A 15,260-nucleotide genomic window follows, 5' to 3' on the forward strand; every position below is an offset into this window, starting at 1 on the left:
TTTAAAACCTCCTTTAAAAAGGAGGTTTTTTTTAGTTTTATTACGGATGTAATCTTGCTCTTGAATCTACATAAAATGTTATAGTTTTGCTTATAGTAGTGTTATTACAGTCGTTAGCTACCATTTGTAAAGTGTATTCATTTCTTATGTATTGAGGAGATAAATTTGTTCCTATATACATATTAAAACGACTTTTTAAATCTACGGCAAAGTCAAAACCACTCAAATTTAAACCTGTTAAAGTTTCTGTTATTCCTGTAGAAACTTCAGTAAGTGTTAAACTATATGAAGAAATTCCTTTAGATAGCCAAGGGTTTAGAGTAATAGGTTCATTGTTGCCATGAAAAACTCTAGTTACAAGATGAGTATTGTTATTCAACGAGTGCAAATATTGTTGATGTCTGTAAACACTATAATCTAAATTTTCTTTGGTTTCATAATGCATAAAAAGTTCTAAATGAGGGGTGTTGGTTGTAGAGATACTAAAGTAATTGGTTCCTCCTATAATATTATTGTAATTTATAACAAGAATATATCTATCTGTAGTGTTTATAGGGTTGTTGTCTGTGTAAGTAAAAAATCTATTTGAAGAATCTAAAGTTAAATTTCCAGTTCCTCCTGCGTTATATGTAGCTTTTACAACTCCACTTAAGGTTTGCAACTGAGCAGAACTAATATTAGTTCTGTAATAATAATTATTCAATACATTTTCTCCATCTTTAATAAGAGTTAAACGTACACTATTAGGATTAGTACTGCTACCATTACAAATTGGTGTACTATGAATACTAACATTGGTTAAAGGAAAATTCATATTACTGTTGTAGCTACTTAAATAAGATTTATTAGCGCTAAAAAACAAATTAGGATATTTTTCCATTACATAATTAAATTCAATGGTTTGATCCTCGTATAAAAATTTAGAAGTTTCATTAAAAAGTTCTTCAAAAGTTATTGAACGCTCTCCTTCAATTCTAATTCGATCATTTACTGTCTTTATGTTCATCATAATATGATTTTCAATTATATCATTGTTGGAAAGCATAATAATATTATCTTCAAAAACCCAATTAGAATGTATAATGAAATTATTATTTAAAACATCTTCATTTGGTTCTTCTTGGTGAGTTTTTTTAAATTGGCTGTTATACAGTAACATAACATGGTCTTCAGTGACAAAATCCGAATATAAAAGAGAATGATTTTTAAAAGTTGATCCTTTTAAAGTAGCACCATTATATGTAGGGATTTTTTCTTGGGTTAAAGAAAATAAAGCTTTTTTAACACTAGGGTCCAAAAGCATTTTGTCGAAAATAGTACCTATTTTTTGAGTAATAGAAAGTTGTTCATTCGATGTCTTTTGTGAAATTTTAGTTGAAAATTGTGAGTCATTTAGTAGTTCTGTGTTGTTGTCTGAATTACAACTGTTGCATAATAAGCTGAGGCATGTCATAGCCAAAATAAATCTTTTTTTCATTGGTTTGAAATTTTAATAATGAGTGTTAATTTTTGGCTAAGTTGGTGATAATCATTATAAAGTATAAGGCTAACTTTATGAAAGATGTTAAAAAGTTTCTTAATTGTTTAAAAATCTTTCTAAGTGTTATTTTTGCATTTATGAGAAATAAAATTTTAAAAGCTAACCCAGACGAATATTATATAAACGAACAAGGATATAGAGTTTTTAAAGAAGAGTATCATTTAAGAAGAGGATATTGTTGTAAAAACGGATGTAAACATTGTCCATATGGTTATGATAAAAAAACAGATAGTTTTAAAAAAGAGTGACCTTATATAAAATGATGTATCTTAATTAGGAAGTAAATAAATTTTTAAAATATGATAAAAAGACTTTTAATAATATGTATAGCGTTACAATTTGTAGGGTGTGATGAATTACAGAAAATAGCAAGTCAACTACCTCAAACAGGAGGTTTAACACAGGCTCAAATAGGAGAAGGACTAAGACAGGCTTTAGATAATGGTATTCAACATCAAGTAACAAAACTTACAGCTAAAGATGGTTTTTATAGAAATGAATTAGTTAAAATTATTTTACCAAAAGAATTAAAAGCAGTAGATGATGGTTTAAGAAAGATTGGTTTAGGTAAGTTAGCGGATGAAGGAATAAAAGCTTTAAATAGAGCAGCAGAAGATGCGGTAAAAACAGCTACACCAATTTTTGTTACTGCGGTTAAAGATATTACGTTTAATGACGCTAAAAACATATTATTAGGAAATGATAGAGCTGCAACAAGTTATTTAGAAGGAAGAACCCAAACAGCATTATATTCTAAATTTAATCCTGTTATTAAAAAGTCTTTTGGAAGAGTTGGAGCAGATAAAATTTGGGCAAATTTAATATCTAAATACAATGCTATTCCTTTTGTAAAAAGGGTAAATCCAGATTTAACAGACTATGTTACTACAGAAGCATTAGATGGAGTGTATACTATGATTGCAGTAGAAGAGAAAGGAATTAGAAATAAAATAGGTTTGCGTAACACAGATTTATTAAGGAAAGTGTTTGCTTTACAAGATAATAAATAAGTTTAAATGTTTGTTTTTCAGTAATTTATTCTTATATTTAAAAGTAAATATGAAAAGCCATGTCGCGTTTAATTCAATTATCACAATATAAAAAACATTTAGAAGAGCGCTATCTTAAACTGATAGAGCAATCTAATGATTATAAATATGTGGATGAAGTTAAAAGTGACATGGCTTTTTATAAAGCTATGAAAGTTTTAGAAAAAATTAATAGAGTAAAATACTTAGACAATTCTCTGGTGTAATTTTTTGAAATATTCAAAAGATTTTAAAAGCCTACTTCCATACCAAGAAAATAATTCACCATCCACAAAAACAGTTTTTGCATGATGTGTAAATCGTCCAATTTCAAATGCATGTTCTTCTTTAAAAGGATAAGGCTCAGAAGATAAGAAAACAAGGTCAGGATCTCCTTCTAATCTTATTTTTTTTAATTCTACTTCAGGATATCTTTCTTTATTTTTATAAATATTTTCGAACTTATTAAGTTCAAGAATATGATTTATAAAAGTGTTATTTCCTGCTGCCATCCATGGATTTCGCCATATAAAATATGCTGTTTTTTTGTGTTCAACATCTTTCATAAATTCTTTAAAATCAGAAATTTTAAATTCTAACTTTTGAATGATTTTTTGGGAGTCTGTTCTACATGCTAATAATTCACCATATTGTCTAATTAATTCAATGGCGTCGTTAAGTGTAAAAATATCAGAAACATGAACAGGAGCAATTTCTTCGCAAATTTCAACAATTTCTTTAGTGTTTTCTTCTTTATTACATAAAATAATATCAGGCTTTAATTGCTTTATCTTATCAACTTTTATATTTTTTGTTCCACCAACTATAGTTTTTGTTTGTTTCAAATGATACGGATGTACACAAAATTTAGTTAAGCCAACAATATTATGTTCTAAACCCATATCGTAAAGAAGTTCAGTCTGACTTGGAACTAAAGAAATAATTCTTTGAGGAACTTTTTTTAGTGTAACTAATCTATTAAGTTGGTCTGTAATTTCAATATTCATTTAATCGAAAATAATAAATAATTTAGATTATTTTATTCCCATTAACTCTTGAAATTCTTTTTTATATCCTTTACTAACTCTAAAGGTTGTCTTTACACCTGTTATTTTTACATCTGTTTCTCCATAATTTGAAACTATTATTTCATCTATAAAATTAGAATTAATAATAGTAGATCTATGAATACGCATAAATTTAGGGGAATTTAATCTACTAATTAAACTAGATAAAGATTCTCTTAATAAATGCATTTTGTTGTCTGTAGTAAAAATTTCTACATAATAACCTGAAGCAGAAATATGTTTAATAGTGTCTGTTTCTACAAATAAAATCTTATTACCAGATTTAATACTAATCTTTTTATTTTCTGGAGATTCTTTTTGTTGAATTATAGATAGTATATCTTTAATACTAGATTGTATATTTAATAATTCATCCTTTTTTTTGTGATTAACTATGTTGTTTATCGATTGATAAATTCTATTATCACTAAAAGGTTTAACAATATAATCAAAAGCTAAAAAATCAAAAGCTTTGTGCGCAAATTCACCATGTTCTGTAACAAATACAAATAAAGGCTTTGTGTCACTTGTAGTGTGTTCTATGATATCGAAACCAGATACATCACCTATCTGAATATCCAGAAAAACAACATCGGGTTTCAGATAATTAATATGATCTATAGCGTCAGTACCATCAGAAAAGCTACCTATTAATTCAAAAGAGGGATAATTATTTAGCAATTTTTCTATTCTAGTTCTGGCAACTTTTTGATTATCAACTATAATGTACTTTATGTTCATGTTAACTTCATTATTATTGAGTTGATCGGCTAGCGAAATTATAAAAAGTAAATGAGGTTTGAGCTAAATTATTGTATTCTTTAACACTCATATAACTAGATTTTAACATTTGTAAATTTTATCCGTTAAAAACGATTACTTACATCAAAAAAAAGGTGTTTTACTTCAAAAGAATCTTAACAAAGAAGGATACGGGATAAATTTAACCCCCTAATCAATTAAATTAAATAATTTTATGAAATTTCGTTTTAAAAATGCAATGTACTTGCTATTGTTTTTGAGCGTTATACTTAAAGTAAATGCACAAGAGAAAACAGTAAGTGGAGTTGTATCAGATGATGTTGGTCCATTACCAGGGGTTAACATAATTATTAAGAATACTTCTAAAGGAACTGAGTCAGATGCAGAAGGTAAGTATTCTATCAAAGCTAAAACTGGAGATGTTTTAGTGTTTAGTTTTGTAGGAATGAAAACTGTTGAAAGACAAGTAGGAGTTTCTAACAAGATTGATGTTACTTTAGAAAATGATAATTTCCTTGAAGAAATTGTTGTAGTAGCTTATGGAGCTCAATCTGAGAAAAAAGTTATTACGAGTGTTTCTAAGGTAAATCAAGAAGCTATTAAAGATTTAGTTACTGATTCTCCACAAAATATCTTACAAGGTCAGGCTTCAGGTGTGCAAGTTGTATCTTCTTCTGGTGTTCTTGGTGCTGCTCCTGAGTTAAGAATTCGTGGAACAAATTCTATTGGTACTAATGTTAGACCTTTGTTTGTTGTTGATGGAGTAATTTTAGGTGATAGTTTCTTAACTGGTGCTCAAGGTGGTGGGCAAGGATTAAACCCATTATCTAGTATTAATCCTAATGATATCGAGAATATTTCTGTATTAAAGTCTGCTGCTGCAACAGCTTTATATGGTTCACGTGGAGCAAATGGTGTTGTAATTATTACAACTAAAACAGGTTCTAAAGATGGTAGTGTTAAAGTAAATTTAGATTTTTCAACATCTATCTCTAGTGTAACTGATACTCCAGAGTTATTAAATGCTCAACAGTTTAGAGAATTTAGTGCTATAACAGCTCCTACAAGAACTATTTTTGATGGTAATTTTGATTTTATTGATGCCGTTTTTAGAAATGCAGTTTCTCAAAGCTACAATCTAGGAGTAAACGGAGGAAATGAAAAATCTAGTTTTTATATAGGTGTTACAAGAGAAGATCAAGAAGGTATCTTAGTAGGAAATGAATTAGAAAGAACTAGTTTTAGAGGGAATATTAAAACTAAAGCTAACGACTGGTTGACTTTAGGTTTAAACACAAGTATTTCTGTTAATAAATTTGACAGAACACCTCAAGAGAATGCTTTTGCTGCACCTTACACAATTGCAAACTTACAAAGACAAGATGTTAATCCTATCGATGAAAATGGGAACTTTACTACTGCTGGAAACGTTGGTGGAGGTAATGTAATTGCTCAAGAATTATTAAACTTAAATTTAGCAACTGAAACTAGAATTACTGGTAATGCTTTTGCTGATATTGATTTTTCTACTCTTTTAAACGGATTGTCATTTAAAACAGATTTTGGAGTTGATAGAAGATTTGTTGAAGCTCAAACTCGTGAAGTTGATTTGTTAACTCCAGGTGGAGAGGCTTTTAACGGAATTTCTCAACAGAATAGATTTACAATTACTCCAACTTTCTTATATAATAATAAGTTAGGAGAAAAGCATAATTTAAGCTTATTAGCAGGTTATTCTTACGATCAAAATGATATTAGAAATATTGATGTAGCTGGTACAGGTTTCTTAGATGACTCATTTATCAATGTTACTTCAGCATCTACTTTCACAACAACAAGTTCAGATGGTACTACTTCAAGATTAGTTTCATATTTTGGTAGAGCATCTTATGATTATGACAATGGGAAGTATGTTTTAGAAGCTTCTTTAAGAAGAGATGGTTCTTCAAGATTTGGATTTAATAATCAATTTGGTACATTCTGGTCTGCAGCTTTCGGATGGAATATTTCTGATGAAAACTTTATGGCTGATGTAAACTGGATTAGAGACTTAAAATTAAATGTTAGTGCAGGTACAGCAGGTAACGATAGAATTGGAAACTTTGCTAGCTTAGGTACTTTCTTTAACTCTCCTTATAATAATAATCCAGGTTTAAGACCTAATAGTTTAGCTAACCCTGATTTACGTTGGGAAACTACAACAGGATTTGATGCTGGTATTTCTGCATCTTTCTTAAATAGAAGATTAACTGTAGGAGTTGAATTCTATAAGAAAATCACTGATGATTTAATCTTAAATGTGCCTGTTGATCCAACATTCAATTTAGGTTTAAATGCTGTAGCTACAAATATTGGAGAAATTCAAAATACTGGGGTTGATGTAGATATTACTTCTGTTAACTTTGATACTGAGAGTGGTTTCAAATGGACAACTAATTTAAATGTTGGATATAACAAAAATGAGGTAACTAAATTACCAGATGATAATATTGATGAAAGAGGAAACAGATTTGTTGCTCAAGGAGGTAGTTTCTCTGGTCAGAGAGCAATAGAAGGAGAATCTGCTAACTCATTCTATTTAATTAGATATGTCGGAGTTAATCCTCAAACTGGTGATGCTGAGTGGTTAGATGCTAATGGTAACATTACGAATAATCCAACTCAAGCAGATAGAGTTGTTGCTGGTAAAGCAAACCCAGATTTTGTTGGTGGTTTAACAAACACTTTCAAATATAAAAACTGGAGCTTGAGTACTTTATTTAACTTCTCTGTTGGAAATGATATTTTCTTAGCTTCAAGAAGTTTTTCAGAAAATCCAAGATCTGGATTTAATAAAACAACAAGAGTTTTAAATATTTGGCAAAATCCTGGAGATAATGCATTTATCCCTTCTACAAGTAGTAGTACTTATGGGGTTTTTGAACAGGATTCTACTTTACAATTAGAAGATGGATCTTTTGCAAGACTTAAAAATGTAACTTTAGCTTATAGTTTACCTCATAGCTTATTAGATAACATTTTCTTAAGTAACGTAAGATTCTATGCAACAGCTACAAACTTACTTACAATTAAAAGTGATGGTTTAGATGGATATGATCCTGAAACTTCAAGAAACGCTGATGGAGCTGGAGCAATTGGAGAGGAATTCTTTAATATTCCTCAAGCAAGAACTTATACTTTAGGTGTAAATATCACTTTTTAATTTTAACTAACGTAAATCATGAAAAATAATATAAACATAATACTAAAAAGAGCAGGGATTTTAAGTCTTGCAGTATCGTCATTGATTTTTACGTCTTGTGAAGATGAATTAAATGTATTACCTGAAGATTCTCCCGTAACTGAGCTTGTTTTCTCTAATGGAACATTAGCTTTAGGAGCTTTAGAAGGAATGTATAGTGCTGCTCAGCAAGATGATGTATTAAATGGTACATTACAATTAAGTGGAGAATGGCAATCTGATAATGTTGATTTTGAAGGAACATTTCCTACATTTAATGAAATAAGACAGTATACTACATTATCTACTAATACCTCAATTAATGGTATGTGGGATGATAATTACGAAACTATTGCATCAGCAAATTTGGTAATTGATAATGTTCCTTTAGTAGAGGATGAAACTTTTACTCAAGCACAAAGAACTCAAGCTATAGCAGAGGCTAGATTTATGAGAGCTTTAGTATATTTAAATATCTCATCATTCTTTGGTCAGCCTTTACAAGTAGCTGAAGGAAGAAATAATTTAAGTGTACCGTTAGTAATTAGTTCTGAGATTGGTTTAGAGGTTAATAGAGCTACTTTAGGTGAAGTACACGATTTTATTGAATCTGAATTATTAGCTATTATTCCTAGTTTAGGAGCACCTACAACAAGAATTAAAGCAACTTCTGGTGCAGCCAAAGCTTTACTTGCTAGGTTGTATTTATATCAAGAGAGATTTGCTGAAGCTGCTCAAATGGCAAATGAAGTAATTAATGATGGTTTTTATGCTTTAGCTACAGATTATACTTTTTATAATCAAAGAGGTTCTATGGAACATATCTTTACGTTAGCAAATAATGCAGACGATGCTCAAGATAGTGGTGAAGGTTTTTCTGGATTAACTAATCCAAATCCATTAGGTAGAGGAGATGCTCCTTTCTCTGATGATTTATTAGCAGCTTATGCTGCAGAACCAGGAGATTTAAGATTTACTACTTTAAATCAAACAGGTAATGACGCACAAGGAAATGTGAGAACGTTTACTAGTAAATTCCCTGATGGTAATAATAATGCAGATGACGCTCCTGTAATTAGAATTACAGAAATGTATTTAACTAGAGCAGAAGGTAACTTTAGAGCTGGTTCTACTGTTGGAGCTACTCCTTTAGCAGATATCAATACATTAAGAACTAGAGCTGGTTTACCTAATTTAACTACTGTTGATTTAGATATCATCTTAAATGAAAGAAGAAAAGAATTAGCTTTCGAAGGACAAAGAAGAATGGATTTAATGAGAAATAGAATGGATTTAAGAAGACCAGGGCAGCCAGATGCAAATTTATCTGCTCCAGGTATGGATCGCACAATTTTCCCAATCCCTCAAGCGGTTAGAGATTTATCTCCTTTCTTAGCTCAAAATCCAGGATACTAATTTAAAGTATAAATTTGTTTTATAAATTTTAGTATTAATTAGTAATTAATTGAAGCTGTCTTTTTAGACAGCTTCAGTTTTTTTATAGAATGATTTGAAATCAATTTTCGATCATTTAGTTCAAAATTTAAGCAACTTACATCAAAACTAATTTAAGGCACATTTTTAGTGTTTATCTTTGAATTAACAACTGTTTTTATGTATAGTTGTTTGAATTAATCAACCAATAAGTCAAGGAAGTTTGTTAACCTTGACTTTTTTATTTTTTATAAGATAGCATTCATTTGCAATTGTAATTCTTTAGCCTTTTTTGAAGCTGCTTCTGCGAAGTTTTCGTCGTTTCCGGCATAAATAATTCCTCTAGAAGAATTGATTAATAAACCAACAGAAGAATTCATGCCATATTTACAAACCTCTTGTAAATTTCCACCCTGAGCACCAACTCCAGGAACTAATAAGAAACTGTCTGGTATAATTTCACGAATATCTTTTAAATACTCAGCTTTTGTAGCTCCAACTACATACATTAAGTTATGAGCATTTCTCCATTTTCTAGATGTGTTTAAAACATGTTTGTAAACTTCTTTCCCTTCTACTTTTTGAGTTTGAAAATCAAAAGCCCCAGCATTAGAAGTTAAAGCTAATAAAATGGTATGTTTGTCTTCAAAAGCTAAAAAAGGTTCAACAGAATCTTTCCCCATGTAAGGAGCAACTGTAACTGAATCAAAAGATAAATCTTCAAAAAAAGCTTTAGCATACATTGTTGAAGTATTTCCAATATCTCCTCTCTTAGCATCAGCAATCGTAAAAATATTAGGATGATTTTCGTTTATGTATTGTATTGTTTTTTCTAAAGATTTCCATCCTTTAATACCATAAGCTTCATAAAAAGCAGTATTCGGTTTATAGGCGACACAAAGATGGTGAGTAGCATCTATAATTGCTTTGTTAAATTCAAAAATAGGATCTTCTAACGCTAATAAATGTTTGGGTATTTTATTTAAATCTACATCTAACCCAATACACAAAAACGATTTTTTTTGTCGTATTTCAGCTACTAATTGTTCAGTTGTCATTGTTTGTTGTTAAAAAGTTAGGCAAAAGTAACTATTTTAAAGTTTCTGTTATCTTTGTTTTCAAATGTTTCAGTATATAACAACTAAGATTTTTTATGGTTTTCTAACACTTTTAGGAGTAGTAACCGTTGTTTTCTTTCTTTTTAATATTTTACCTGGTGATCCAGCTCGAATGTTAATGGGACAAAGAGAAGATAGTGAACAGCTAGAGATTATTAGAAAAAAGCATGGTTTCGATCAATCAGTTGGAACTCAATATTTATATTATTTGAATGATTTGTCACCTTTGTCTTTTCATAGCAAAAATGAAAATCATTATACTTCTTTAGCTTCAGAAAAATATACATTTAAAAATATTTTTTCCATTGGTGATTTAAGTATAGTTGTAAAATATCCTTATTTAAGGGAATCTTTTCAAAAAAATGGAAAATCTGTAACTTCAGTAATTAAAGAAACATTACCTAATACTATAGTTCTTGCAAGTTTTGCTATCATAATGGCTATTGTTTTAGGAATTTTATTAGGAGTGTTTTCTGCAGTTTATAAAAATTCTACTTTAGATAAATTAATAGCTGTTTTAAGTACATTAGGAATGAGTTTACCTTCCTTTTTCTCGGCAATTTTATTCGCTTGGTTTTTCGGATTTGTACTTCATGAATTTACAGGACTTGAAATGACAGGAAGTTTATTTGTCGTAGATGATTTTGGTGAAGGAACACATATACAGTGGAAAAATTTAATATTACCATCAATTGTTTTAGGAATACGACCACTAGCTGTTGTAAGCCAATTAATGAGAAATTCCTTGTTAGAAACTTTAAATCAGGATTATATAAGAACAGCTCGGGCAAAAGGATTATCTAATTTTAAAGTGATTAAAAATCATGCTTTAAAGAATTCGTTAAACCCTGTTGTTACTGCAATTTCAGGTTGGTTTGCTTCAATGTTAGCAGGAGCAGTTTTTATTGAATATATTTTTAACTGGAATGGTTTAGGAAAAGAGATCGTTAATGCTTTAGATACTTTAGATTTACCAGTTATTATGGGAAGTGTATTAGTGATTTCAAGTATATTTATAATAATCAATATTTTGGTAGATATCATTTATGTTTGGTTAGACCCAAGAGTAAAATTGAATTAAATGAAATATTTTTATTTGGTAATTATAGTTTTCTTCGCAAGTTGTACTTCACCGAAAGTGTTTTCAGAATCTGCATTAAATGAGAAAATTCAAACTTTAAATAGAGAAACAATAACCTTTAAAGAAGTTTTAGAACGTAATAAAGGGAAAAAGATTTTTGCTCAAATATTCGCTAGTTATTGTCCTGTGAGTCAGGATAGTTTTGATGATGTTTTAAAATTTCAAAAAGAAAATCCTGAATTCAGTTTTGTTTTTTTATCGGTAGATCATTCATATTACGATTGGAAGCGAGGTTTAGCGTATGTAAAACCTAAAGGACAATTTTATTACATCCCTGAAAAAGGAGAAGGAAGTTTAGGGAAATTTCTAAAATTAAAAAGTATTCCTAGATTTCTAAAAATAGATGAGCAAGGAAATATAGAAGTTTTTAAAACATCCAAAGTATCAGATAAATTAAAATAAATGAAGTTACTTTCTTTATTATTTATTTTGATGGTGTTTTTAAGCTGTAAGCCAAGAATAGAATCTTCGTTTTCTGAAAAGGCTTTGCAAGATCAATTGGTAACATTATCAAATGATTCAATTACTTTCAAGAATGTTTTAAATCAATATAAAGGAAAAAAGATTTTAATTGATGTTTGGGCTTCTTGGTGTTCAGATTGTATTAAATCTATGCCTAAAGTTTCACAACTTCAAAAAGATAATCCAGATATAGTTTTTTTATTTTTATCTATAGATGATTCATTAACTGATTTACAGAATGGAATAAGTAAATATGGAATTAATGGAGAACATTATTTGTTACCTTCAAGTTGGGATGGAGATTTAGGTGAATTTTTAGATTTATCATGGATTCCAAGATATTTAATTATAAATGAAGTAGGAGGTATTGAAGTCTTTAATGCGATTAGAGTTAATGACTCTAGGGTTTTAAATGCCCTCAAATAATTATTACGTTTTCGTAAAAAAACTAAAGCTTAATCTTTAAACTTCGTTATTAAAAAAGTAGTTTTGTGTGATTGCACTACAAAGTTTTTTTAAAATAAATGTGCTAATAAACTAATAATAATCAACCTTCAATAACAGAAGTATTTATAACAAAACCAATGAGACAAAAAATTGTAGCAGGTAACTGGAAAATGAACAACACTTTAAATGAAACTAAAGAGTTGCTTAAAGGGTTAAAAAAAGAATTAAAAGGAGTAAAGTTAGATAATACCCGTGTAATTATTGCTCCAACATTCGTGAATCTACAACATGCTGTAAAGAAAACAGCGAAGAGTGTTTTAGAAGTTTCTGCTCAAAATTTACACCAAGCTAAAAATGGAGCTTTTACAGGAGAGATTTCTGCTGATATGTTGTTAGATATTGGAGTAAATGTTGTTATTTTGGGGCATTCGGAAAGAAGAGCTTATTTTAACGAAACAGATGAGGCTTTAGCTCAAAAAGTAAATACAGCAGTAGCAAAAGGTTTAGATGTTATTTTTTGTTTTGGAGAACAATTAGAAGACAGACAAAATGAAAATCATTTCTCAGTTGTAGAAAGCCAATTAAAAAAAGCGCTTTTCGGGTTACAGGCAGAAGTATTTAAAAATATCATTTTAGCTTATGAGCCTGTATGGGCAATAGGAACAGGACAAACAGCGACAGCAGATCAAGCTCAAGAAATGCATGAGTTTATTAGAGGTTTATTGGCTAAAGCTTATGATGCTAAATTGGCTGATAGTGTTTCTATTCTTTATGGAGGTAGTGTAAAACCAAATAATGCAGAAGAAATTTTTTCTAAACCAGATGTTGATGGAGGTTTAATTGGAGGAGCTTCATTAAAAGAAAAAGATTTTTCTGCTATTGTAAAATCAATTTAATTGGATAATATATATATAGAGTATTCTTTTGTAGTAGAACCGAAACAGCCAGCAATTGAAATTTTAATAGCTGAATTAGGTGAGAAAAATTTTGAAAGTTTTGTTGAAAATGAAACGGGTTTGTTAGCTTATATTCAAAAGAAAGATTGGAAAGAAGATGTTTTAGAGGAAATCTTTATACTTGAATCAACGGAATTTGAAATAACTTACGAATTCAAAGAAGTTGAACAAACTAATTGGAATGAAGAATGGGAAAAACATTTTAACCCAATTCAAGTAGAAGATAAGGTGAGTATTAGAGCTCCTTTTCATGAAAATCCAAATTTAGAATACGATATTGTTATTGAACCTAAGATGAGTTTTGGAACAGGTCATCATGAAACAACATACATGATGATACAACATCTTATAGGTTTAAATTTACAAGATAAAAAAGTATTAGACATGGGATGTGGTACCGGAGTTTTAGCAATTTTTGCTGAAATGAAAGGTGCTAACCCTATAGATGCTATAGATATTGATAATTGGTGTTATGTAAATTCTTTAGAGAATGTAGAGCGAAATTCTTGTAAAAACATTACTGTTTTAGAAGGAGATGCAGAGTTACTAGTTAATAGAAAATATGACGTCATTATCGCAAATATTAATAGAAATATTCTTTTAAAAGATATGAATGCTTATATGAGTTGTATAAGTGAGAAAGGAATATTACTTTTAAGTGGATTTTATAAGGAAGATATTCCAATTATAGATAAAGAAGTATCTAAATACGGAATGACCTTAGATGTAGTTATTAAAAGAAATAACTGGGTGTCGTTAAAGTATATTAAGTAAAATTGAAGATGAGTACGATAGAAAAAATACAAGAAGAATTAGATGTGCTAGTACAAGAAACTAGTCAGCATGAAATTATTTTGTATAATGATGATGTAAATACATTTGACTTTGTAATAGATAGTTTAATTGATGTTTGTGATCATACTTTAGAACAAGCAGAACAATGTACAATACTTGTGCATTATAAAGGTAAGTGTGCTGTTAAAACAGGAGAATATAAAGATTTAGAACCAAGATGTTCTAAATTGTTAGAATTAGGTTTATCTGCTGAAATAGTATAACATGGAGAATGTACTTAAGTACTACGATTTTTCAGAATTTTCTGAAGATCAATCAAACACTTTTTCTGGAAACGAAATAGCTTTTACAGAATTGAATAGCGAACATTTTTTAATTTTTGAAAAAAAAATAGATGGCTATAATTTATATGTTTCCAAATTCTTGTCTAAGAAAGAAGTAGGGGTGAAGCCCCCAGAAATACTAGAGTTGTTGGTAGAAAACTACGATAAATCTATACCCGAACATAGAATAATTTTAAGAAAATATCTTCACTAAAAACTCAATTAAATTGAGTTTTTTCTTTTTATAGTGACCAATCAAAAAAAGATGTGTCTTATTTAATGTAACAGTATAATAACTGTTTTAAAATTAGATAAGTTCATTGAAAATATATAGTAATTCCCAAATTACAATTTTATAATCCCTAGTTATAGAAATATAACGGCACTTAAAGTATAGTAGTTAGTAGTAGTTAAAAATAGTAGTAGTTAGTTTTTATACTAAGTTTGGTTAGACAAGGAGATTTAAAATATTTTATTTCGAATCTCCTTTTTTTGTGACCAATTAAAAAAAAGTGTGTCAAATAAATGTAACAGTATAATAACTGTTTTAAAATTAGATAAGTTCATTAACAATATATAGTAATTCCCAAATTACAATTTTATAATCCCTAGTTATAGTAATATAACAACACATAAAGTATAATAGTTAGTAGTAGTTAAAAATAGTAGTAGTTAGTTTTTATACTAAGTTTGGTTAGACAAGGAGATTTAAAATATTTTATTTCGAATCTCCTTTTTTTGTGACCAATTAAAAAAAAGTGTGTCAAATAAATGTAACAGTATAATAACTGTTTTAAAATTAGATAAGTTCATTAACAATATATAGTAATTCCCAAATTACAATTTTATAATCCCTAAGTTATAAAGATGTAAAAAACACAAAAAAGTGTTTAAATAGTTAATAGTAGTTAAAAATAGTAGTAGTTAGTTTTTATACTAAGTTTGGTTAGACAAAGGGGCTTTGACT

16 protein-coding genes are annotated in these 15,260 nt (G+C 29.0%); 12 read left to right on the forward strand and 4 right to left on the reverse strand.

Annotated elements, in window-relative coordinates:
* Positions 1-40: 40 nt before the first annotated feature.
* Complete coding sequence (locus AC2TEO_RS15860; protein ID WP_442265754.1) at positions 41-1,477, reverse strand: hypothetical protein; 1,437 nt, start codon at positions 1,475-1,477, stop codon at positions 41-43.
* A 140-nt stretch (positions 1,478-1,617) separates the two neighbouring features.
* Here AC2TEO_RS15860 and AC2TEO_RS15865 point away from each other — a divergent pair, with 140 nt between their 5' ends.
* Genes AC2TEO_RS15865 through AC2TEO_RS15875 form a run of 3 tightly spaced genes read left to right on the forward strand, consistent with a single transcriptional unit; the run spans position 1,618 to position 2,795 of the window.
* On the forward strand, positions 1,618-1,788 hold the full coding sequence (locus tag AC2TEO_RS15865; RefSeq protein ID WP_442265755.1) for a C1orf53 family protein: 171 nt from the start codon (positions 1,618-1,620) through the stop codon (positions 1,786-1,788).
* A 51-nt stretch (positions 1,789-1,839) separates the two neighbouring features.
* Positions 1,840-2,550, forward strand: coding sequence for a DUF4197 domain-containing protein (locus tag AC2TEO_RS15870; RefSeq protein ID WP_442265756.1), 711 nt, complete (start codon positions 1,840-1,842; stop codon positions 2,548-2,550).
* Positions 2,551-2,609: 59 nt separating this feature from the next.
* Complete coding sequence (locus tag AC2TEO_RS15875) at positions 2,610-2,795, forward strand: Lacal_2735 family protein (RefSeq protein ID WP_442265757.1); 186 nt, start codon at positions 2,610-2,612, stop codon at positions 2,793-2,795.
* On the opposite strand, the gene AC2TEO_RS15880 is transcribed toward AC2TEO_RS15875, so the two are convergent.
* Positions 2,775-3,575 (reverse strand): ABC transporter substrate-binding protein, encoded by an 801-nt coding sequence (locus AC2TEO_RS15880; RefSeq protein WP_442265758.1) that lies wholly within the window; start codon positions 3,573-3,575, stop codon positions 2,775-2,777. The two genes, AC2TEO_RS15875 and AC2TEO_RS15880, sit on opposite strands and share 21 nt — an antisense overlap.
* 27 nt (positions 3,576-3,602) lie before the next feature.
* Positions 3,603-4,376, reverse strand: a complete 774-nt coding sequence (locus AC2TEO_RS15885) for a LytR/AlgR family response regulator transcription factor (protein ID WP_442265759.1) — start codon at positions 4,374-4,376, stop codon at positions 3,603-3,605.
* 235 nt (positions 4,377-4,611) lie between these two features.
* Between AC2TEO_RS15885 and AC2TEO_RS15890 the strand changes: the two genes are divergently transcribed.
* Both AC2TEO_RS15890 and AC2TEO_RS15895 read left to right on the forward strand, forming a co-directional pair.
* Positions 4,612-7,599, forward strand: coding sequence for a SusC/RagA family TonB-linked outer membrane protein (locus AC2TEO_RS15890; RefSeq protein WP_442265760.1), 2,988 nt, complete (start codon positions 4,612-4,614; stop codon positions 7,597-7,599).
* An 18-nt stretch (positions 7,600-7,617) separates the two neighbouring features.
* Positions 7,618-9,033 (forward strand): RagB/SusD family nutrient uptake outer membrane protein, encoded by a 1,416-nt coding sequence (locus AC2TEO_RS15895; RefSeq protein ID WP_442265761.1) that lies wholly within the window; start codon positions 7,618-7,620, stop codon positions 9,031-9,033.
* 266 nt (positions 9,034-9,299) lie between these two features.
* Here the strand turns inward: AC2TEO_RS15895 and pyrF are convergent, their stop codons facing one another.
* On the reverse strand, positions 9,300-10,109 hold the full coding sequence (pyrF, locus tag AC2TEO_RS15900; protein ID WP_442265762.1) for an orotidine-5'-phosphate decarboxylase: 810 nt from the start codon (positions 10,107-10,109) through the stop codon (positions 9,300-9,302).
* A 64-nt stretch (positions 10,110-10,173) separates the two neighbouring features.
* On the opposite strand from pyrF, the gene AC2TEO_RS15905 reads away from it, so the two are divergent.
* From AC2TEO_RS15905 to AC2TEO_RS15935, 7 genes are all read left to right on the forward strand, one after another.
* Complete coding sequence (locus tag AC2TEO_RS15905) at positions 10,174-11,250, forward strand: ABC transporter permease (protein ID WP_442265763.1); 1,077 nt, start codon at positions 10,174-10,176, stop codon at positions 11,248-11,250.
* A complete protein-coding gene (locus tag AC2TEO_RS15910) occupies positions 11,251-11,712 on the forward strand; it encodes a TlpA family protein disulfide reductase (RefSeq protein WP_442265764.1) in 462 nt (153 codons plus the stop codon).
* Positions 11,713-12,198: a TlpA family protein disulfide reductase gene (locus tag AC2TEO_RS15915; protein ID WP_442265765.1), complete on the forward strand. Its 486-nt coding sequence runs from the start codon at positions 11,713-11,715 to the stop codon at positions 12,196-12,198.
* Positions 12,199-12,356: 158 nt separating this feature from the next.
* Entirely contained in the window at positions 12,357-13,115 is a 759-nt protein-coding gene (gene tpiA / locus AC2TEO_RS15920) for a triose-phosphate isomerase (RefSeq protein ID WP_442265766.1), read from the forward strand.
* Entirely contained in the window at positions 13,116-13,949 is an 834-nt protein-coding gene (gene prmA, locus AC2TEO_RS15925) for a 50S ribosomal protein L11 methyltransferase (RefSeq protein WP_442265767.1), read from the forward strand.
* A gap of 8 nt (positions 13,950-13,957) precedes the next feature.
* Entirely contained in the window at positions 13,958-14,233 is a 276-nt protein-coding gene (locus AC2TEO_RS15930) for an ATP-dependent Clp protease adaptor ClpS (protein WP_299680178.1), read from the forward strand.
* A 1-nt stretch (position 14,234) separates the two neighbouring features.
* On the forward strand, positions 14,235-14,507 hold the full coding sequence (locus AC2TEO_RS15935) for a hypothetical protein (RefSeq protein WP_442265768.1): 273 nt from the start codon (positions 14,235-14,237) through the stop codon (positions 14,505-14,507).
* Positions 14,508-15,260 lie beyond the last annotated feature (753 nt).

It is taken from the genome of Tenacibaculum aquaeponti, from assembly GCF_057221555.1.